The organism is Halopenitus persicus (assembly GCF_002355635.1).
GTDB classification, from domain to species: Archaea; Halobacteriota; Halobacteria; order Halobacteriales; family Haloferacaceae; genus Halopenitus; species Halopenitus persicus_A.
In genome coordinates this window covers 2570144-2588936 of the sequence record NZ_AP017558.1, presented here as the reverse complement: position 1 = coordinate 2588936, position 18793 = coordinate 2570144, and the positions used below count along the sequence as shown (strand labels likewise).

Annotated in this window: 16 protein-coding genes and 1 tRNA gene; 9 read left to right on the top strand and 8 right to left on the bottom strand. The window is 67.3% G+C overall.

The genetic code is table 11. The features are described 5' to 3' along the window. The first annotated feature begins 158 nt into the window (after positions 1 to 158). Positions 159 to 815: a DUF6517 family protein gene (locus CPZ00_RS12565; RefSeq protein WP_096391188.1), complete on the top strand. Its 657-nt coding sequence runs from the start codon at positions 159 to 161 to the stop codon at positions 813 to 815. 82 nt (positions 816 to 897) lie between these two features. Here the strand turns inward: CPZ00_RS12565 and CPZ00_RS12560 are convergent, their stop codons facing one another. Then, positions 898 to 2793 (bottom strand): MutS-related protein, encoded by a 1896-nt coding sequence (locus CPZ00_RS12560; protein ID WP_096391187.1) that lies wholly within the window; start codon positions 2791 to 2793, stop codon positions 898 to 900. Positions 2794 to 2958: 165 nt separating this feature from the next. On the opposite strand from CPZ00_RS12560, the gene CPZ00_RS12555 reads away from it, so the two are divergent. Beyond that, positions 2959 to 3255: a PRC-barrel domain-containing protein gene (locus tag CPZ00_RS12555; RefSeq protein ID WP_096391186.1), complete on the top strand. Its 297-nt coding sequence runs from the start codon at positions 2959 to 2961 to the stop codon at positions 3253 to 3255. Between the two features lie 57 nt (positions 3256 to 3312). Here the strand turns inward: CPZ00_RS12555 and CPZ00_RS12550 are convergent, their stop codons facing one another. Then, positions 3313 to 4773, bottom strand: a complete 1461-nt coding sequence (locus CPZ00_RS12550; RefSeq protein WP_096391185.1) for a DHH family phosphoesterase — start codon at positions 4771 to 4773, stop codon at positions 3313 to 3315. 212 nt (positions 4774 to 4985) lie between these two features. Here CPZ00_RS12550 and CPZ00_RS12545 point away from each other — a divergent pair. Further along, positions 4986 to 5059: transfer RNA gene (locus CPZ00_RS12545), tRNA-Lys, on the top strand. A gap of 258 nt (positions 5060 to 5317) precedes the next feature. On the opposite strand, the gene CPZ00_RS12540 is transcribed toward CPZ00_RS12545, so the two are convergent. From CPZ00_RS12540 to CPZ00_RS12520, 6 genes are all read right to left on the bottom strand, one after another. Next, positions 5318 to 5560 carry a hypothetical protein gene (locus CPZ00_RS12540; protein WP_096391184.1) on the bottom strand — a complete coding sequence of 81 codons (243 nt, stop codon included), beginning with the start codon at positions 5558 to 5560 and terminating at the stop codon, positions 5318 to 5320. A gap of 179 nt (positions 5561 to 5739) precedes the next feature. After that, positions 5740 to 5853 (bottom strand): zinc ribbon domain-containing protein, encoded by a 114-nt coding sequence (locus CPZ00_RS15405; protein ID WP_157744241.1) that lies wholly within the window; start codon positions 5851 to 5853, stop codon positions 5740 to 5742. A gap of 93 nt (positions 5854 to 5946) precedes the next feature. Beyond that, entirely contained in the window at positions 5947 to 7116 is a 1170-nt protein-coding gene (locus tag CPZ00_RS12535; RefSeq protein ID WP_096391183.1) for a pyridoxal-phosphate-dependent aminotransferase family protein, read from the bottom strand. A 69-nt stretch (positions 7117 to 7185) separates the two neighbouring features. Next, on the bottom strand, positions 7186 to 9138 hold the full coding sequence (thrS, locus tag CPZ00_RS12530; protein WP_096391182.1) for a threonine--tRNA ligase: 1953 nt from the start codon (positions 9136 to 9138) through the stop codon (positions 7186 to 7188). A gap of 785 nt (positions 9139 to 9923) precedes the next feature. Continuing rightward, a complete protein-coding gene (locus CPZ00_RS12525) occupies positions 9924 to 11102 on the bottom strand; it encodes an NAD(P)/FAD-dependent oxidoreductase (RefSeq protein WP_096391181.1) in 1179 nt (392 codons plus the stop codon). Between the two features lie 307 nt (positions 11103 to 11409). After that, positions 11410 to 12177, bottom strand: coding sequence for an IclR family transcriptional regulator (locus tag CPZ00_RS12520; RefSeq protein WP_172861831.1), 768 nt, complete (start codon positions 12175 to 12177; stop codon positions 11410 to 11412). A 171-nt stretch (positions 12178 to 12348) separates the two neighbouring features. Here CPZ00_RS12520 and CPZ00_RS12515 point away from each other — a divergent pair, with 171 nt between their 5' ends. From CPZ00_RS12515 to CPZ00_RS12490, 6 genes are all read left to right on the top strand, one after another. Beyond that, a complete protein-coding gene (locus CPZ00_RS12515; RefSeq protein ID WP_157744240.1) occupies positions 12349 to 13563 on the top strand; it encodes an ABC transporter substrate-binding protein in 1215 nt (404 codons plus the stop codon). A 33-nt stretch (positions 13564 to 13596) separates the two neighbouring features. Continuing rightward, positions 13597 to 14475, top strand: coding sequence for an ABC transporter permease (locus CPZ00_RS12510; protein ID WP_096391178.1), 879 nt, complete (start codon positions 13597 to 13599; stop codon positions 14473 to 14475). Then, on the top strand, positions 14475 to 15314 hold the full coding sequence (locus tag CPZ00_RS12505) for an ABC transporter permease (protein ID WP_096391177.1): 840 nt from the start codon (positions 14475 to 14477) through the stop codon (positions 15312 to 15314). Before CPZ00_RS12510 ends, CPZ00_RS12505 begins: the two co-directional genes overlap by 1 nt. Before the next feature lie 197 nt (positions 15315 to 15511). Beyond that, complete coding sequence (locus CPZ00_RS12500) at positions 15512 to 16798, top strand: glycosyltransferase (protein ID WP_096391176.1); 1287 nt, start codon at positions 15512 to 15514, stop codon at positions 16796 to 16798. Beyond that, complete coding sequence (locus CPZ00_RS12495) at positions 16791 to 17240, top strand: cupin domain-containing protein (RefSeq protein WP_096391175.1); 450 nt, start codon at positions 16791 to 16793, stop codon at positions 17238 to 17240. Before CPZ00_RS12500 ends, CPZ00_RS12495 begins: the two co-directional genes overlap by 8 nt. Then, on the top strand, positions 17237 to 18748 hold the full coding sequence (locus CPZ00_RS12490) for an aldehyde dehydrogenase family protein (protein ID WP_096391174.1): 1512 nt from the start codon (positions 17237 to 17239) through the stop codon (positions 18746 to 18748). Before CPZ00_RS12495 ends, CPZ00_RS12490 begins: the two co-directional genes overlap by 4 nt. Positions 18749 to 18793 lie beyond the last annotated feature (45 nt).

Sequence of the window (18793 nt, the reverse complement as noted above, 5' to 3'; positions counted from 1 at the left end):
GACAAACATACGTATATATCAGATTAATAGGACATATGTGGTATTTATATTTCGGGCGGGTCCCTTCGACCGGAGGGTCCGCGTTCGTTCAGCCGGGTCGTCCGACGCGATGCCGGCGCGCCGCGCTGTTTATATATACACGCTCGTAAAGCGGACCCATGTCAACGCGACGGTCGATCATCGGGGGGATCGGTGCTGCCACGCTCGCGTCCGCGAGCGGCTGTCTCGGGTTTCTCACGGGGTCGGAGCCGCTCGAGGAGAGCGCGAGTCCGGCGCGCGTCCAGGCGAACGTCTCCGAGGCGACCGGGTACGAGTTCCAGGGGATCGAGGAGCAAACCCTCGAGGAGACCTTCGAGATCGCGGGTCAGGAACGGACGGTGATCGCGACGAACGCCGTCGCGACGTACGAGAAGTCCTTCGAGATCCCGCTCCTCGGGGACGCGCGAGCCGGAGTGTTCGCCGTCGTCTCGACGCCCGCCTTCGAGATCGCCGGGCAGTCGCTCAACCCGGTCAGCGAGTACGACGAGGCCGAGCTCGTCGACCTGGTCGCCTCCCAGTACGAGGGACTGCGCGTGCGCGGCGAGCGGGCACGGACCACCGCCACGACGCTCGGCACCGACTACGAGGTCGCGATCTTCGCCGGCACGGCGACCTTCCAGGGCCAGGAGGTCGACGTGAACGTCCATACCGGGTCGCTCAGACACGAGGAGGACTTCCTCATTCCGGTCGGCGTCTACCCGCAGGAGCTGGCCGACCAGGAGCGGGCGAACGTCGAGACGTTGCTCGACTCGCTCGAACATCCGATCGAGGGCTGAGTCGGTCGCGTCAGTCCGAGACCGGACCCGACCCGAGTCGAGTCCGGCCTGCAACCGAATCGGTCGAACGGACCCGGACCCATCACTCCGGCGACCACCGAACGTCCGAGAGGGTCCGCTGGACGGCCTCCTCGCCGATCGCCTCCGCCAGGCGTTCGAATCCGCCGCGGACCGCCCGGTCGTCGGCGTTCGCGACGAGTCGCGAGACGATGAACTCCGGCGTCGATTTGCCCACGGTCCCGAACCGCGGCTGGTAGTCCACCTGTAACGCGAGGTCCCGCGTCAGCCCCTCTGCGAAGATTCCGTCGATCCGCGCACGCTCGGGCAGCGGGCTCAGGTCGTCCGCGAGATGGGTGACGTACACGCCGAGCGCACCCCGGTCGACCGTCAGGTCGACGAGCCCGTTCAACAGGTCGGCAGCCCGCCCGGGCTCGGTGATCGCCTCGAACTCGTCGACGAGCATCAGCGTCCGTCCCGACTCCACGAGCGGCGGCACGACCGACTTGAGCGTCGACTCGAGCACGCCGGCGTTGAAGGAGGCGTGCCGCCGATGGAAGACGATCCGGTCGAAGCGGCCGACCTCGGCGTGCTCGGCCGGGACGGGAAGACCCATCGCGGCGAGCAGTGCAACCGCACACAGCGTCTCGAGCAGCGTCGTCTTCCCGCCCGAGTTCGCCCCCGTGAGGACCGTCACGCGGTCCCCCGTCGGCGGCGTGATCGTCGCGGCGGGCGAGGGTGACGGTTGGCCGGCGTCCGTCGCGTCGCCGTTCCCCACGGCATCGTTCGAGTCACGGTTGCTCCGCCCACCGTCACTCGACCCGCCGTCGCTCGATCCGGAATCGAGCGAGTGGTCCCCGACTGCGTATGTGACCGGTTCGACCGGACCCTCGATGAAGAGGTTTCGGGCGCGATACACCGCGAGCCCGTCCGGGACGAGTTCGGGGCGTCGGAGGTCCTCCGCGGCCGCGAACCGTCCCAGCGAGAGCAGGAACGCGACCTCCGAGACGACGGCAACGGCGGTTTCGACGTCGCCGTCGGCCCCGTGGATCCGGTCGCGGAGGTCCGCAGCGACGGTCGCCTCGCGTTCGGCAACCGTCTCGGCCAGCTCCTCCCGCAGCGTCCGCAGGGTTCCCGAGACGAAGTCGGCCGCGTCGACCGCGTCTTCGGGCGCGGCGGCCCGTATCCGGCCGGGCTCGATCGACGTCCGCGTCGCCACGTGGTCGATCACGCCGCCCTTGAACGACTCGAAGTCACGGATCGCGTCGTCACGGACGGCGTCGATGACGTCGAAGGCGGACGACTCGAGCGCCTCCGCCTCGGCGAGCTGCTCGCGCAGCCGGTCGAGTTCCGCGTCGGCTCCCTCGAGGACCTCGACGTCGTCCCCGGCCTCGTCCCCCTGTCCGGCCGACGTCGCCGGCTCCCGAAGGTATCCCAGCGCGCCGGCCGCCTCCCGAAGCGTCTCGGGATCGAGGTCGGCCAGCGGGGCGAACGGCTCGCCCGCGACGTCGACCTCCCGGAGCGTGATCGCGGTCTCCACGGCGGCCCGGTCGGATCCGCCGGCCTCGTCGTAGGCCGCGAAGGCCTCCCGTACCCGCTCGCGGTCAGCGTCGGTCAGGTCCCGCCAGGCGTCCCGCGCCGCGAGGACGTCCGTGAGGCGGTCCTCGATCCGGTCGCGGTCCGCCAGCGGGGTGAGCACGCGGATCCGGTCGGCCGCGTGGTCGGTGAGCGCGTAGCCGGCGGCGCGCGCGAGGAGGTCGTCGTAGACCGACCGCGTGTCGCCGGTCGCGAGCACGTCCATCTCGGCCTCGCCGGCGGCACGCCGGAGGATCCTGGTCGCGCGTCCGCGCGGAATCCCCGCGTCCACGAGCGCGCGAACGTCCGCGGATTCGATCGCTTCGATGGCCGCCTCGGCACCGAGTTCCGACGTGAGCTGCTCGCTCGTCTTCGGGCCGACACCCCAGTAGTCCGCCAGTCGCATACGCGTTCGTCTCGACGTGTCGGCTTGTTACTTTCGCCGTTCGCGTCGCCGTCCCCGACGCCTCCGGCGACCGCAGCGCGGTGCGTGGTCGCCGGGGCGGTGGTCGTCAGACGCCCGTCGGCTGGACAACCAACGCTTAATAGGCACGCTGGTGACCACGCGTGTATGGAACCAACGCCAGACGAGATCACGAGCCTCGTCGGTCGCGAGGTGTACTCGAACAACGGAGTGTTCGTCGGCGAGGTCGAGGACGTCCGCCTCGACCTCGACGCCGAGACGGTCACCGGGCTCGCGCTCGCGGAGTTGAACGGCCAGCTCTTCCGGTCGCGCGTCCAGCCCGGCCAGGGCGTCATCGTTCCGTACCGCTGGGTCCGCGCGGTCGGCGACGTCATCCTCATCAACGACGTGATCGAGCGGCTCGACGTCGAGGGCGACGAGGACGTCGACGAAGCCGTGGCCTGATCCCGATCGACGGGACCTCGTTCCGTTCGACCGGGTTCGTTCGCCGAGGCGCTTCGACTAGGATCCGTTCGATCCCTCGGACCCCTCGACGCCCATCGCGTCGAAGAGCTTCCGGCGGACCGCCTCCTCGGTGAGCTGCAACAGCGTGTCCCGGTTCTCCTCGTTCGTCTCGATGCCAGTGAAGATGCCGAGCGGGATCTCGACGGAGCCCTGCGTGGAGTGGCCGGCCGCCTCGCCCATGTCCTCGAAGGCGTCCTGGAGGACGTTGCCGATGTTGATGCGGATGTCCTTCGAGCGCGCCGCGAGGTAGATGTGCTCGTCGGCGACGCCGAGCACCGCGGTCGTGGTGATCCCCTCGAGGTTGAGCAGGTGTTGGGCCGCCTGCGAGAGGGCGTCCCGGTCGCGGATGAAGCCGGCGCTCGAGAAGAGGTGGCTCCCCTGCACCTGGCGGTTCTGGATCGCCTCCGCGAGCACGTCGAGCGTCTCCGGCGACATCGAGGGCGACTCGACCTGCTCGAGGGTGTCGTGGTTCGCGAACGGATGGAGGTAGGCCGCGGCGGTCAGGTCCGCGGGCGTGGTGTCGCGTTTGAAATCCAGCGTCTCCGCCCGGATGCCGTACAGGAGGGCGGTCGCGACCGCCTCGGAGGGCGAGAGGTCGAACTCCTGGAGGTACTTGGTGAGGATCGTCGACGTCGAGGAGACGTTCGTTCGGATGTCGACGAACCGGGCGTCGTACTCGCGGTCGGAGTCGAAGTGGTCGATGTAGACGTCGACGTCCGCCTCGATCGTGATCTCGGGGTCGCCGGATTTGGCGTGGTCGACGAGCGCGATCGTCTCGTAGTCGGCAAGCGGCGGGGACTCCGCACGCGAGCGCAGCTCGATCCCGAGCAGGTTGACGAACGCGCGGTTCTCCTGGTGGCCGACCTCGCCCGGGTAGATGATGTGTGCCTCGACGTCGTACGACTCGGCGATCGCCTGCAGCGCGGTCGCGGAGGCGATCGAGTCGGGGTCGGGGTTGTCGTGGGTCAGGATCGCCATCTCCCCGTCCGTCCCGGAGAGGATGTCGGCGAGTTGGCGGGCCATGTACTCGAGCTCGCCGGTCTCCAGCGACCGCAGCGCGGAATCGGCGATCACCGTCGAGGGGTTGATCACCACGTCCGCGCCCAGCTCGCGCAGCTCGTCCTCGCTGACGGGGTCGGAGGCGCGGACGACGACGTAGTGGTCGTCGCTGCGCTCCCGGAGCGCCGTGACCGCGTCCTTGTTCGCCTCGACGTCGGAGGCCAGAATGAGGACGATGTCCCGGTCGTCGACGACGTCCGCGACGCTCGGGTCGGCGATGTCCTGCACCTGGGCGTTGAGGTCCTGGTCGCGGAGTGCCTCGACCCGGCTCTCGTCCCGGTCGAGGATCAACACGTCCTTGCCGCGGTCGGTCAGCGACTCGGCCACCGCGTGGCCGACGCTTCCACAGCCGAGGATCGCGTAACGCGTCCGTGCCGTCCCGCTCGCCCCTGTACTCATCGGTACGCAGGTTCCGATGGCCCGACACTTAATTGGCGCGCTTGCGTCCCCCGGTATCGGGATCGATAGTCGTGGGTCGGCTGCGGGGATCGATGGTCGTGGGTCGGCTGCGGGGATCGAGCACGGGTGCGGTGGACCGGACCGCGGGACGGGGACCCACCGGGCCGCGAAGACGAAAGCCCTTTTATGGTGACCCGGATAGGGGGACGTGAGGGCCGGTAGCTCAGTTAGGGAGAGCGACGGACTCTTAATCCGTCGGTCGGGGGTTCAAATCCCTCCCGGCCCGTCCTGCCGTCGCGAGCAAACTCGCGAGCGACGGCGTTACGATGGAGGGATTTGAATCAGCGAACACGCGCGCAGCGAACCGGGCACGTGTGAGTGAGGTTCAAATCCCTCCCGGCCCGCGTTCTCGAAGACGGATGCGAAAGCAGACTGGTAGCGGCTGAACCGTCCATACATAGTGGATAGCACCAGTAACGGGTTGGGAGACTCGGCCTTCGGCGTCAGTTCGATTCGAGGCCGGGCGCGTCCTCCCCGACGGAGATCACTCGGCGCCGTCTCCGTCGGCACGCTGCCCGAGTTGGTGGAGCAGGCTGCCGCCGAGATACAGTACTGCGCCGACGAACACGCCGAGTGCGAGTTCGTCCGCCAGAGTGAGAACGAGATCCATAGCGGGATAGCCGTCCGTTTCGAGGCGAGCGACGAAGACCATCGGATACAGCGACAGCGGCACGGCGAGGACGGCAGTGCAGCGTCGAACCGTTCGTTGGAGGGCTGTCGGCGCCATATATCCGTATTTTTTGCGACGCCACAAAAATCAAACCGACCGACCGACCCGGAGAGGAGGGACGCGAGACGGTTGACGCTGGACCCGCGATCGGAAGACGGCTGCACCGAACGCACTGACCGCCGGCGGTAGCTCAAACGGGGCGTTGAACTTCGCGATCGACGTTCGGTGCCGCGGCGCTACCGCCCCTCGGCCGGGAGCACCGCGCCGCAGTCGGGACACTCGGCGTCCCGTGTCGTCGCCGGTGCGTCACACGCCGGACAGAACACGCGGTCGCACGGTCGGTCGCCCATACGCGACGGTTCGACGCCGACCGGCTTAGGTTTGACTCCGGCTCACACCGATACCAGCCGGACCGATTCGTCCGCCGGTCTCGGTCGCCGCGCCTATACGGCCCCCTGCTCCGCGAGCGCGTCCGCGAGGGCGGCAAGCAGGTATTCGACGTTCTTCGGGCGCGCGGAGTGGCCCATACAGCCGATCCGCCAGATGTCGCCGGCCAGGTCGCCGAGCCCGCCCGCGATCTCGAGGTCGTACTCTGCGATCAGGTGGTCGATCACCGCGGCGTCGTCGACGCCGTCGGGCACCCGGACCGCGTTGAGGCTCGGCAGCCAGTAGTCGTCCGGCGCGTTCATCTCGAGGCCCAGCTCCTGCAGGCCCGCCTTCAGGTCGCCGGCGACCGCGCGGTGGCGCGCCCAGCGCTCCTCGATCCCCTCCTCGGCGACGAGCCGGAGGGCCTCCCGAAGCGCGTAGACGTTGGTGATCGGCGCCGTGTGATGGTACGACCGCTCGTCGCCCCAGTAGCCCTCCAGCAGGGAGAGATCGAGGTACCACGAGCGCGCGTCCGTCTCGCGGTCGAGCACCTTGTCCATCGCGCGGTCGTTCAGCGTGAGCGGGCTCGCGCCCGGCGGACAGGAGAGACACTTCTGCGGGCCCGAATAGGCGACGTCGACGTCCCACTCGTCGACGCGCAGCTCCACGCCCCCGAGCGACGTGACGGTGTCCGCGATCACGTACGCGTCGTGGTCGTGGGCGATGGACGTCAGCTCCGGCACCGCGGGCTGCAGGACGCCGGTCGACGTCTCGGCGTGGACGAACCCGAAGACGTCGGGCTGGTGCTCGTCGAAGGCGGCCGCGACGTCGGCCGGCTCGAGCGGCTCGCCCCACGGCGCGTCGACCTCGACGACCTCGCCGCCGGCCCGGCGGGCCATCGAGGCCATCCGGCCGCCGAAGTAGCCGTTCGTCGGAACCAACATCGTGTCACCTGGCTCGACGAGGTTGCCGATCGCCGCCTCCATCGCGGCCGACCCGGTCCCCGAGACCGGGATCGTCCACCGATTGTCGGTTCGGAAGGTGTACCGCAACAGCTCCTGGACCTCGTCCATCATCTCGACGAACGCCGGGTCGAGGTGGCCCACAAGCGGCGTGCTCATCGCCCGCAGCACGCGCGGGTGGACGTCGCTCGGTCCCGGGCCCATCAGGGTGCGGTCGGGCGGCGTCAGCTCGCCCACGTCGGGGGCGCCCTCGGCCGTCCCTCGCGTCTCGGCTCGGTCGGACATACCCCCGAGTACCGAGCGGCGCGTGAAAAGTGCGACGGCCGGGGACCGGCCGTTGCGGGCGCGTTCCGGCTACGGGTCGATGAAGTCCGGCTCGGTCCGCTTCTCCTCGCGTTCCGCCACGAGGTGGTCGACGAACGCCTCTAGATCGACCCCGTCCGCCTCGTTCTCGAAGCGGTCGCGCACGGAGATCGTGTCCGACTCCTCCTCGTTACCGCCGACGATCACCATGTACGGCAGGCGGTCGTCGTGCGCCTGGCGGATCTTGCGGCCGACGGTCCAGTCGCGGTCCTCGACCTCGACCCGGAGGCCGGCGTCGGCGAGGGCGTTCTTCACGCGATGGGCGTACCCGAGCGTGTCGTCGGAGACGGGCAGGACGCGGACCTGCTCGGGGGCCAGCCACAGCGGGAAGTTGCCCTTGAAGTGCTCGATCGTCACGCCCATGAACCGCTCGATGCTGCCGAGCAGGGCGCGGTGGATCATCACGGGGTGGTGTTCGTCGTTGTCCTCGCCGGTGTAGGTGAGATCGAGCCGGCGCGGGATGTTGAAGTCCACCTGGACGGTGCCGATCGTCCACTCGCGACCGATCGCGTCCCGGGCGTTCAGGCCGATCTTCGGGCCGTAGAAGGCGGCCTCGCCGGCCTCGACGTCGTACTCGAGCCCCTTCGACTCCAGGGCGGTCCGGAGCGCGTCCGTGGCGGTCTCCCAGATGTCGTCGCCGCCGACGGCGTTCTCGCCCTGCGTCTCGATCTTATAGATGATCTCGAGGTCGAACTGGTCGTAGATCTCCTCGATGACGCCGATCGTCCGGCGGATCTCGTCCTCGATCTGGTCGGGGCGGACGAAGGCGTGGCCGTCGTCCTGGGTGAGCCCGCGAACGCGGAGCAGTCCCGACAGCTCGCCGGACTGCTCGTTGCGGTAGACGGTTCCGAACTCGGAGTAGCGCAGCGGGAGGTCCCGGTAGGAGTGTTGGTCGTCGTCAAAGATATGCGCGTGGTTCGCGCAGTTCATCGGCTTCAGGCCGTACTCGGTGTCGTCCTGCTCCCAGGCGAACATCTCGCCCGCCTCCTTGAACGCGTCGTAGTGGCCGGTCGGCTTCCACAGCTCGGCCTTGTTCAGCTCGGGCGTCCAGACCTCCTCGTAGCCGAGCTCGTCGTTCTTCTCGCGGATGTACTCCTCGAGCTCGCGGCGGATCCGCATCCCGTTCGGGTGGTAGTGGGCGCAGCCGGGCGAGTGGTCCGGGATCGAGAAGAGATCCATCTCGCGGCCGATCTTCCGGTGGTCACGCTCCGCCGCCTCCGCGCGCATCTCGAGGAACTCCTCGAGGTCGGACTCGGACTCGAAGGCCGTGCCGTACACGCGCGTGAGGCTCTCGTTGTCCTCCTCGCCGCGCCAGTAGGCCGAGGAGATGTTGCGCAGCGTGACGGCGCCGATCTCGCCGGTCGAGTCGACGTGGGGGCCCTGACACAGATCCTGCCAGTCGTCCTGGACGTAGAAGCTGACCGGGTCCTCGCCGGCCGCCTCGGTCTCGAGGATGTCGCGTTTGAACGGGTTGTCGGCGTAGAGCTCCAGCGCCTCCTCGCGGGAGCGCTCGACGCGCTCGATGTCGTAATCGGCCTCGAGGATCGCCTCCATCTCCGTCTCGATCTCGTCGAGGTCGTCCTCGTCGAGGTCGACGTCCGTGACGTCGTAGTAGAACCCGTCGTCGGTCGGCGGGCCGATCGTCAGCTTCGCCTCCGGGCGGAGCCGCTGTAGCGCCTGGGCGAACACGTGGGCCGCCGAGTGACGGAGGACCGTGAGGTACGCGTCGGAGTCCTCGGTCACGATCTCGATCTCGGCGCCGTCGTGGACGGGATCGTGTTTGCTCACGAGCTCGCCGTCGATCTTCCCGGCGACGGTGTCGCGACCGAGCCCGGGGCCGATCTCGTAGGCGACGTCCTCGACTGTCGACCCGGCCGGTACGGTGAGGGATGATCCGTCCGGGAGGACGACCGTGACGTCGGCCTGAGCATCGGTCTCGCTCATATATCCGCGAAGCCGGAGGATCGGGATAAGTGTTGTTGGATGCCCGTCGGCAGTTCGAAACCGGAGCCCGGAGCCAGGGGGCTGGAGCGCGGGCACCGGAGCGCGGGCACCGGTGCGTGGAAACCGGGGCACTGGCTCGTCGCCGAAACCACAACCTCCGCGTACCGATGGATCGGAATGGACCACAGAAGTACCAATATATAAGAATATATTAAAGGAATACATAATTTCGGTTGGACTTCGAGAACGGTTTGATCGTCGGGATCGCCCGCTCCGACGATGTCCGGTCGTATCCCTCTTCCTCCGTCCCCCCTTCCGCCTCATTCCTACGTCCGCCTCATTCCTACGTCCGCCTCATTCCTACGTCCGCCTCATTCCTACGTCCGCCTCATTCCTACGTCCGCCTCATCCCTCGTCCGCCTCATCCCTCGTCCGCCTCATCCCTACGTCCGCCTTCGCCCGGTCTTCCTTCCGCTTCGTCCTCGTTCGGGGTTATAGATTCGCTTCCCACGATCCGGTGTGTCCGTTGACTGATCCGCGCAAAGATCCCCGGAATCGGGAGACGGGGTCGAACGGAAGCGAAAACGCGGTGTCGGTGCCATATCCGGTCGACGAGACGAGATTTGTGCTTCCACGAACCCACGGGGATCGATCACGGAGATCGATCACGGGAACCGATCGTCGATCGTCCGAGCAATACGGTCACCACCTCGACTATTTATAAGAACACTCAGAAAAAATATCTTTATCGAAGCGATCCAGGGTAGGGAGCGGCTCGGAGTCGGTCACACCTCGGAGGTGGAGACGTACTCGAAGTCAGTGCCGACGTCGTCGAAGCGATCCGCGGCGAACGTTTCGGCCGGGAACGGTGCCGGCTCCCCGGTCAGCCGCTGCCGGACGGTCGGTCCGACGACCGGCGAGGTCATCACGCCGAGCCCGTTGAACCCGGTCGCGACGACCAGGGAATCGGGCGCGCCGACCGGCGAGTCGATGATCGGGCGGGTGTCGGGGGAGGCCGTGTCGACCCCGGCCCAGCCGTTGAGGAACCCGGCGTCGTCGAACCCCTCGAAGAACGTCGGGGCGAATCCGGCGACATCGAGGGTGAACGATTCGTCGGCGTCCGTCGAGGCGGTTCGCGGGTCCGCGATCGTGTCGTGTGCGCCGCCGATCAGCAGGTCGCCGTTGTGCTCCGGGCGGAAGTAGAGGTGCTCGCTACCGATCCGGCCGGTCGGGGTCGAGTCCTCCAGCGGCGTCTCGGGTTCGAGGACGACGCACTGCGTCCGATACGGACGGATCGGAACCTCCAGGTCGCCGGGCAGCAGGTCCCGAGTCCGCCACCCGGCGGCGAGGACGATCGCGTCGGCCTCGTAGCGGCCGTCGTCGGTACGAATAACGTGGTCGTCAGTCCGGACGGCGTGGTCGTCAGTCCGGACGGCGTGGTCGTCGCTCCGTCCGAGCCGAACGTCCTCGACCTCGACGCCGATCTCGAACGCGGCGCCGTCGACCTCGGCGGCCGCCTTGAGCGCGGTCGCGTAAGTGTACGGGTCCACCCAACCGGTGTCCCCGTATCGGACCGCTCCGGCGAAGTCGTCCGGTCGGATCCGGGGATACCGGTCCGAAATCTCGTCAGTCTCGAAATAATCCACGGGGAAGCCGGCGTCGGCGAGTTTCGCGGCGGTCGATCGGGCGGTCTCGGCCTCCTCGTCAGTCATCACGTCGAGCCGGTCCCGTTCGGTGAACTCGAAGCCGTGTGATCCGTCGAAGTCGGCGAAGAAGCCGTTCGCGTGGCGCGCGATCGCGGGGCGGTCGGGGTAATACTGCGTGGGTGCGACGAGCCCCGCCGAGTATCCGGTCGCCTCGGCGGCGATCCCGACCCTGTCGAGCACCGTGACGTCGTGGTCGGCGGCGAGATCGAAGGCCGCGTGACAGCCCGCGATCCCCGCTCCAACGATGCAGATCCGCATCGGTCACCAACCCTCGCAGTGACGTGTCATTGCACCTCCTATATTGACATCCAATATTAATAGTTTTGCTTCCGGGGATCCTCGTACTTCGTATATCACGAAATATTCCGTTTTCCGCGGCGGTGATTACAGACATAATTCTGTAATGGAGTTTGGAGGGATTCCGACGGAAATCGAGGAAACACCACCATTCGGATCGACGTGACGCTTCCGTGGGACGGGAAACCGTTCCAACGGGTTGGATTCGTATATGACGAAGTAGGCGTTCGCAGGAACACCGGCGATCGATCCCGCGAACGTGGACGATTCAGGACCGCTGGAGGTTGATCTCGATCCGGTTGGCCGTCTCCTTGAGGGCCGGGAGCAGGTCGTCGATGTAGTCGTCATCGAACCGGGTCTTCGGCCCGCTGGCGCAGATCGCGCCGGCCACGCCGCGGTCGGGGTGGGCGATGCTCGTCGCGACGGTGCGGGAACCGAGGAACTCCTCCTCGTCGTTGAGCGCGTATCCCTGGTCGGTGATGCGGTCGAGCTCCTCGCGGAACTCCTCGCGGTCGACGATGGTCTTCTCGGTGACCGGCTCGAAAGTGAGGTTCTCGAGGACGCTCTCTCGCTTCCCGTCGGGCATCGCCGCCAACAGCACCTTGCCGGCGGAGACGGCGTGAAGCGGTCGAACCGTTCCGACGGACGTCGCGGGCTCGGGGGCGTCGTCGCCGCGCGTCGGATAGAGGTAGTATACGCGCCCGCGCTGCTCGACCGCCAGGTAGACGAGGTCACCCGTTCGTCGCGCCAGATCGTCCGCCGGCCCCTTCCCGTGGCGGTAGACCGGCATCCGTTCGCGAAGCTCGGTCCCCAGCGTGAACCACTCCAACGAGAGACGGTACTCGCCGTCGGCCTTATATACTAGCCCGTCGGCACGCAGCGTGTTCAGATACGCGTGCATCGTTCCGTCGGAGACGTCGAACTCGGTCGCCAGGTCCGTGAGCCTCGCGCCCTCGCGCCGCTTGAGGGACTCCACGATCTCGAAGGCGTTTCGGACCGTTTCGAGCCGCCGTCCGTCGCCGGAATCCGATCCCATAGGTGTCGATCGGGCCCCGTGCTCATAAGATTTGAGATATACGAAACTCGGCCGTACTCGGCATCTTCCGTTCGACATCCACGATCCCGCCCGGCGCCTCGTCATCCGCGGCGTCTACTGCCACCCGTTCACAAGGGTTATATAGTATGCTTGCACTTGTCGTGACGAACCATGACAAGAACGCGATCGTCGAGTCGCGCAGATCCGACGCCGTCGAACGACAGGCGTGGATTCCTCGCGACGCTCGGTGCGGTTGGCGGATTGGGAACGGGACTCGCCGGCTGCCTGGGAGACGGTGGAAACGGGGGCGGGAACGGAAACGGTGACGGGAACGGGGACGGAAACGGCGACGGGAGCGGAAACGGCGCGACCCAGGGAAGCAGCGGATCCGGGGACCAAACCCTGACCATCCTCGGGTACAACTTCTACTACCCGGACTCGATCGTCGAGCCGTTCGAGGAGGAACACGGCGTCGACGTCGAGGTGATCAGCCTGACGACGAACTCCGAGGCGGTCGGCCTGATGCGGACGCAGTATCAGGGCGACGTCGACGTGATCGGCGTGACCAACAACTGGGTCGAGCCGCTCTGGAACGCCGACCTCGTCGAACCGATCCCGACCGACGACATGAGCCACTTCGGGAACCTGGTCGAGCGCGCACGGACCGCCCCGGGGTGTGTCATCGACGGGACGCAGACCGCGATCCCGTACGCGTACGGGATGACCGGGCCGATGTACCGCACCGACGTCATCGACGAGGAGCCGGACGAGCTCTCCTGGGACTACCTGTTCGACCCGGAAACGATCGAGTCCAACGACCTCGACGGGCGGATCGCGATGCGCGACTGGCCGATCGCGGCCTTCGCCAACGCGGGATACTACCTCGGGGACGACCATCCACACCCGCCGAGCGACCTCGAGGCCTGTCGGGACGCCCTGGAGGGAGCCTTCCCCTCCTACCGCACGCTCTGGTCGACGCAGGACCAGCACCTGAAGCTGATCGCCAACGAGGAGGTCGTCGTCCAACACGGGTGGGACCTCACCGGCTTCCTGGCGATGGACCAGGGCCATCCCGTCGAGATGGCCGTTCCGCCGGCGGGGACCGACGGCTACGCGGACGCCCACCAGCTCGCCGCGGACGCGCCCAATCCGGACCTCGCGGTCGAGTTCATGGACCACTACTCCTCGCCGGACGCGTCGATCCAGCAGATGCGAAACGCGGGGAACCTCCCGATCAACCTCGACGCGCGCGACGACATGACCGAAACCGAGCGCGATCACCGGTCGGTCGTCCTCGAGAACGAGGACCGGCTCCGGATGCGCCGCTACTTCGGCGACGAGGAGCTCGAAACCGCCCAGCAGATGTGGCAGGAGCTCAAGGGATAGTCCCGTGACCGGCACAGTCACCGAACACGCCACATGAAGCTCCCGCGAATCCGCTCTCACGGCCGGGGTCGGACGCTCCGCGATCTCGCACTGACCGCGCCGGCAGTCGCCGTGATGGTCGGGATCGGGCTGTTCTCGCTCGTGTGGGCGATCTACTTCAGCTTCTGGCCGATGGAGGGGAACCTCTGGAATCCGGGCTTCTCGCTGGAGCACTACCAGGCGCTGTTCGACTCGACGCGGACGGTGGCGATCTTCGCCAAGACGCTGGCGAAGGTGCTCGTGATCGCGGTCGTCACGACCGCGATGGCGTTCCCGGTCGCGTGGTACGGCGGCCAGACGCTCGACGGGCGGGCCGGCGCGCTGTTCATCCTCGTCGCGATCGCCCCGTTCTGGACGAACTACATCGTCCGGACCTGGGCGTGGATGCTGATGCTCGGCGACAAGGGGCTCATCAACGAGGTGTTGACCGGGGTCGGCGCGGTCGCGGAGCCGATAAGCCTCCTGTACACCGAGTTCGCGGTGATCGCAACGATGGTGTACATCTACCTCCCGTACTCGCTGTTCGCGATGTACGGGTCCGTCGACGCCATCCCGGGCTCGCAGATCGAGGCGGCGTACGACCTCGGATCGAACCGGTTCGAGGTCCTTCGATACGTGATCCTGCCGCTCGCGATGCCCGGGATCGTCCTGTCGTTCGTCTTCATCTTCGGACGGGCGATCGGCGCGTACGTGACGCCCGAACTCGTCGGATCCCCCCGGACGTTGTGGTACGGGAACGTCCTCGTCAACCAGTTCAAGGACAGCTTCAACTGGCCGCTCGGGGCGGCGTATAGCGTCGTCCTGTTCGCGTTCGTCCTCGTGGTGCTGGCCGGGCTCTCGCGGTGGCTCACCCTTCGGAAGGTGATGACCTGATGGCGCGAAAATCCGCGATCGGAACGCTGGGCGATACCGTCGATGCCCGGGTCCCGTCGGACCTGGACGTCACCCGCTGGCTGGCCGGGTTCACGATCGCGTTCCTCTACGTTCCGATGGCGCTCGTGATCGTGATGTCGTTCAACGCCAACGACCTCGGGTTCTTCCCGCTGACCGGGTTCACTCTGGAGTGGTACCGGGATCTGGCGGCGGACGCCGAGTTCTGGAGTGCGCTGTGGTTGTCCGTTCGGCTGATGGTCGCCAGCGCGGTGGTCGCCACGCTGCTCGCCCTTCCCGCCGCATACGGATTCTCGCGGTTGGAGGCGAACGACGCCGGCGACTGGATCCGGTGGCTCATCGGATCGCTGTTGTTGCCGATGTTCATCCCGGTCATCTTCATCGGGATCGCGCTGCTGTTGTACCTCTCGGTCATCGGTATCGACTTCGGGTTCCTCTCCGTGCTCGTCGGCCACGTGATCTACGTGTTCCCCTACACGTTCCTGATCATCTACGCCGCAGTGCGGTCCTTCCCGCCGGCGATCACCGAGGCGGGGCGCGATCTCGGCGCGACCCGCGCCGAGACGTTCGTCCTCGTCGTCCTCCCGCAGATCTTCCCGTCGGTCGTCTCGGGGTTCATCTTCGCGATGCTGCTCTCGCTCAACGAGTTCATCATCACGTTCATGGTGAGCGGTCCGGACACGTTCACGATGCCGCTTTTGATCTTCGACCGGCTTCGCCGCCACCTGACGCCGGAGATGAACGCCATCGGCGCGATGTTGCTGCTGTCGGGGCTGCTCGTGGCGGTGTTCGCGGCCCGGTTCGATCCCCGGATCGACTGACCGGAACGGCCGCGACCGCCGCGATCGTGGTTCGACGTCCGTTCGATGACGGACGTCGTGGCGCCGGAACGCTCCGGTGTAACGTGAGTTTTATATCCTATCGGTCTGTCCCCTCGAACCATGGGCGTTAGCAACACGCACCCAGATCGAGGCACTCGACGCGATTCCACGGCCGTATCCGAACGGGGAGGTGGCCGATGAGCGACGGCGCCACGATCGCCTTCTTCACGGAGGCGGCGTACGGTCCAGCGCTCAACTCGGTCGGGATCGCTCAAGTGTGTCGCGAGCGCGGCCACGAGCCGGTGTTCATCTGCGACCCGAGCATGGAGGGCGTCTTCGAGGAGTACGGCTTCGAGGAGCACTACGTGCCGATGTCCGACCCGGACGCCGACGCGGGGTGGGAGGAGTTCATCAACACCCACATCCCGAACTTCGACAAGGCCCCGATCGACCAGCTCGACAACTACGTCGAGGAGACCTACGAGGCGATCGTGGCCTCCGCGGAGTGGGCCGAGACGGAGCTTCCCGAGGTCCTCGAGGAGATCGATCCGGACCTGATCGTGGTCGACAACGTGATCCTCTTCCCCTCCACCAAGCAGTACGGCGTCCCCTGGGTCCGGATCACGTCGTGTTCGGAGAACGAGATCCCCGACCCGAACATTCCGCCGCACCTGTCCGGCGCCCGCGCGGACGACGTCGAGCACTACCACGAGTTCCAACAGCGCTACGAGGAGGTCATCGGGGACGTCCACGAGCGGTTCAACGAGTTCCTGGCCGATCACGGCGAGGACCCGTACCCGCGGGGACTGTTCTACGAGACGTCGCCGTACCTGAACCTCCTGAAGTACCCCGAGCGGCTCCGCTGGGACCGCTGGAACGAGCTCGATCCGGACCGCTTTGCGTACCTCAACGGGTGCATCCGCGAGGAGAACGAGTCCTACGAGGTCCCGGATCTCGAAGCCGACGACGATGCACCCTTGCTGTACCTCAGCTTCGGCAGCCTCGGCGCCGGCGACACGGACCTGATGAAGCGGCTGATCGAGTTCCTCGGGACGCAGGAGTACCGCTGTCTCGTCAACGTCGGCGACTACGAGGACGCCTACGACGACGTCGAGGTCCCCGGCAACGTGGCGATCGAGAGCTGGTTCCCCCAGCAGACGGTCATCGAACGGGCCGACGTGGTGATCCACCACGGCGGCAACAACACGTTCAACGAGTGTCTCTACTACGGAACGCCGGCGATCGTGATGCCGTACGTCTGGGACGGCCACGACAACGCCACGCGCGTCGACGAGACCGACCACGGGATCAAGCTGCATCGGTCGGACTGGACCGACGACGAGCTCGCGGGAGCGATCGGGACGTGTCTCACCGACGAGACGATCCGGGAGAACGTTGACCGTACCGCCGAGGACATGCAGTCCAGCGACGGCCGGAAGAAGGCAGCGACGCTGCTCGAGGACGTCCTGGAGACCCATGGCTGACGACGACGTGGCGGCGGGAACGGCTGACGACGAGGCGTCGGCGGCGGGAACGGCTGACGACGAGGCGTCGGCGGTGGCTGACGGCGGGGCGCCGTCCGCGAGCGTCCTCCAGGATCCGGCCGCCCTCGCGGACGCGGATCTCGATGACTGGGGCGTCGTCGACGAGCCGATCGAGGGCGAGTCGCGCACCGCCGGCACGGTCATCCACAAGGGCCCGGACGGTCGCTCCGAAAGCGGCGTGTGGACCTGCACCCCCGGCACGTGGCGGTGCAAGGTCGACCGCGACGAGTTCTGTTATTTCCTCGAGGGGCGGGCGACGTACACCCACGAGGACGGCACCGTGATCGATATCGAACCCGGGACCACGGTCCTGTTCCCGGCCGGCTGGAGCGGCACCTGTCGCGTCGAGGAGACGGTTCGGAAGGTGTATATGATCCGATGACCGGGTTCGACCCCTTCGGCCGGCAGGTCTTTCGCGAAAACGAGTTCCGCGAGAGCCGGTCGGACGGCAGCCTGGACGTGATCGATCCCGCCACCGAGGAGCCGGTCGGCGAGATCGCCGTCTGTGACCCGGCGGAGGTCGAGTCGGTGGTCGACCGTGCCGTCCGGGCGCAGGCCGACTGGGAACGGACGGACCAGACGACCCGGGCCGCCGCGCTCCACGACGTCGCCGACGCGATCGAATCGGCCGACCACGAGACGGACGCGAAACTGATGACGCGGGAACACGGGAAGCCGTACCCGGAGGCGGAGGGCGAGATCGCCAACGTCGGTCCGGTCTTCCGCTATTACGCCGAGCTGGCGCGCGACGACCAGGGGTCGATCCCGGGCACCACGCAGCCGGAGTCGTTCCAGTTTCACCGGTATTTCCCCTACGGCGTCAGCGTCCACATCGTCCCCTCGAACTTCCCGGTCCTGCTGACGGCCTGGACGGTCGCAGCCTCGCTGGCGGCCGGCAACGCCGCGATCGTCAAGCCCTCGGAGCGGACGCCGCTGTCGACGCTGCGATTCATGCGTCACTTCAGCGAGCTTCCCGCGGGGCTGGTCTCGTGTGTCACCGGCGACGGAGAGACCGCCCAGTCGCTGATCCGGTCGGCCGACACCGACGCGATCGCCTTCACCGGCGGCGTCGAGACCGGCCGGAAGGTGAATGCGGCGGCCGCCGAGGGGATCAAGCCGAGCGTCATCGAGGCGGGCGGGAACGACCCGATGATCGTCTCCGAGCACGCCCCGATGGAGGTCGCGATCGCCGGCTCCGCGACCGCGGCGTTTCACCTCTCCGGGCAGGTCTGCACCTCCTCCGAGCGGTTCTTCGTCCACGAGGCCGTTCACGACGAGTTCGTCGACGGGCTCGTCGAGATGGCGAGCGGTCTCCGGATCGGCAACGGCCTGGAGGACGCCGAGATCGGCCCACTGGTCGACGAGCGCGCCCGTGACGAGGTCGACCGGCAGGTCCGGTCGGCGGTCGAGGCCGGCGCCACCGTCGAACACGGCGGGCGCGTCCCGCCGGACCGGGACGTCGGCTGGTTCTACGAGCCGACCGTGCTGACCGACGTGACGCCGGAGATGGAGGTCATGAAGGCGGAGACGTTCGGTCCGGTGGCGCCGATCTGCTCGGTCTCCTCGTTCGAGGAGGCGCTCGAGCTCGCGAACGACACCGAGTTCGGCCTCGGCGCCTCGGTGTTCACCACCGACCTCGAGGAGGCGATGCGCTCCTACGAGGAACTCGAGGCGGGAATGGTCTGGGTCAACAACCCGATGATCGACAACGACGCGATCCCCTTCGGCGGGTGGAAGCACTCCGGGATCGGCCGGGAGCTCGGCAGCGAGGGCCTGAACGCGTTCCGCCGGACGAAGATGGGAGTCATCGACTGGAACCCGTCGCTGCAGGAGTGGTGGTACCCCTATCCCGACGATTGGTTCTACAGCAGCGGCGGCGAGCGGTTCTGAGGGCAAGCGGTTCTGAGGCCGGCGCGAGCCGGTCGTTCACCGGCC

What these genes read in the sequence shown, in the direction of transcription:
- CPZ00_RS12565 (WP_096391188.1), top strand. Translation starts at nt 159, where the DNA reads ATGTCAACGCGACGGTCGATCATCGGGGGGATCGGTGCTGCCACGCTC.
- CPZ00_RS12560 (WP_096391187.1), bottom strand. Translation starts at nt 2,793, where the DNA reads ATGCGACTGGCGGACTACTGGGGTGTCGGCCCGAAGACGAGCGAGCAG.
- CPZ00_RS12555 (WP_096391186.1), top strand. Translation starts at nt 2,959, where the DNA reads ATGGAACCAACGCCAGACGAGATCACGAGCCTCGTCGGTCGCGAGGTG.
- CPZ00_RS12550 (WP_096391185.1), bottom strand. Translation starts at nt 4,773, where the DNA reads ATGAGTACAGGGGCGAGCGGGACGGCACGGACGCGTTACGCGATCCTC.
- CPZ00_RS12540 (WP_096391184.1), bottom strand. Translation starts at nt 5,560, where the DNA reads ATGGCGCCGACAGCCCTCCAACGAACGGTTCGACGCTGCACTGCCGTC.
- CPZ00_RS15405 (WP_157744241.1), bottom strand. Translation starts at nt 5,853, where the DNA reads ATGGGCGACCGACCGTGCGACCGCGTGTTCTGTCCGGCGTGTGACGCA.
- CPZ00_RS12535 (WP_096391183.1), bottom strand. Translation starts at nt 7,116, where the DNA reads ATGTCCGACCGAGCCGAGACGCGAGGGACGGCCGAGGGCGCCCCCGAC.
- thrS (WP_096391182.1), bottom strand. Translation starts at nt 9,138, where the DNA reads ATGAGCGAGACCGATGCTCAGGCCGACGTCACGGTCGTCCTCCCGGAC.
- CPZ00_RS12525 (WP_096391181.1), bottom strand. Translation starts at nt 11,102, where the DNA reads ATGCGGATCTGCATCGTTGGAGCGGGGATCGCGGGCTGTCACGCGGCC.
- CPZ00_RS12520 (WP_172861831.1), bottom strand. Translation starts at nt 12,177, where the DNA reads ATGGGATCGGATTCCGGCGACGGACGGCGGCTCGAAACGGTCCGAAAC.
- CPZ00_RS12515 (WP_157744240.1), top strand. Translation starts at nt 12,349, where the DNA reads ATGACAAGAACGCGATCGTCGAGTCGCGCAGATCCGACGCCGTCGAAC.
- CPZ00_RS12510 (WP_096391178.1), top strand. Translation starts at nt 13,597, where the DNA reads ATGAAGCTCCCGCGAATCCGCTCTCACGGCCGGGGTCGGACGCTCCGC.
- CPZ00_RS12505 (WP_096391177.1), top strand. Translation starts at nt 14,475, where the DNA reads ATGGCGCGAAAATCCGCGATCGGAACGCTGGGCGATACCGTCGATGCC.
- CPZ00_RS12500 (WP_096391176.1), top strand. Translation starts at nt 15,512, where the DNA reads ATGAGCGACGGCGCCACGATCGCCTTCTTCACGGAGGCGGCGTACGGT.
- CPZ00_RS12495 (WP_096391175.1), top strand. Translation starts at nt 16,791, where the DNA reads ATGGCTGACGACGACGTGGCGGCGGGAACGGCTGACGACGAGGCGTCG.
- CPZ00_RS12490 (WP_096391174.1), top strand. Translation starts at nt 17,237, where the DNA reads ATGACCGGGTTCGACCCCTTCGGCCGGCAGGTCTTTCGCGAAAACGAG.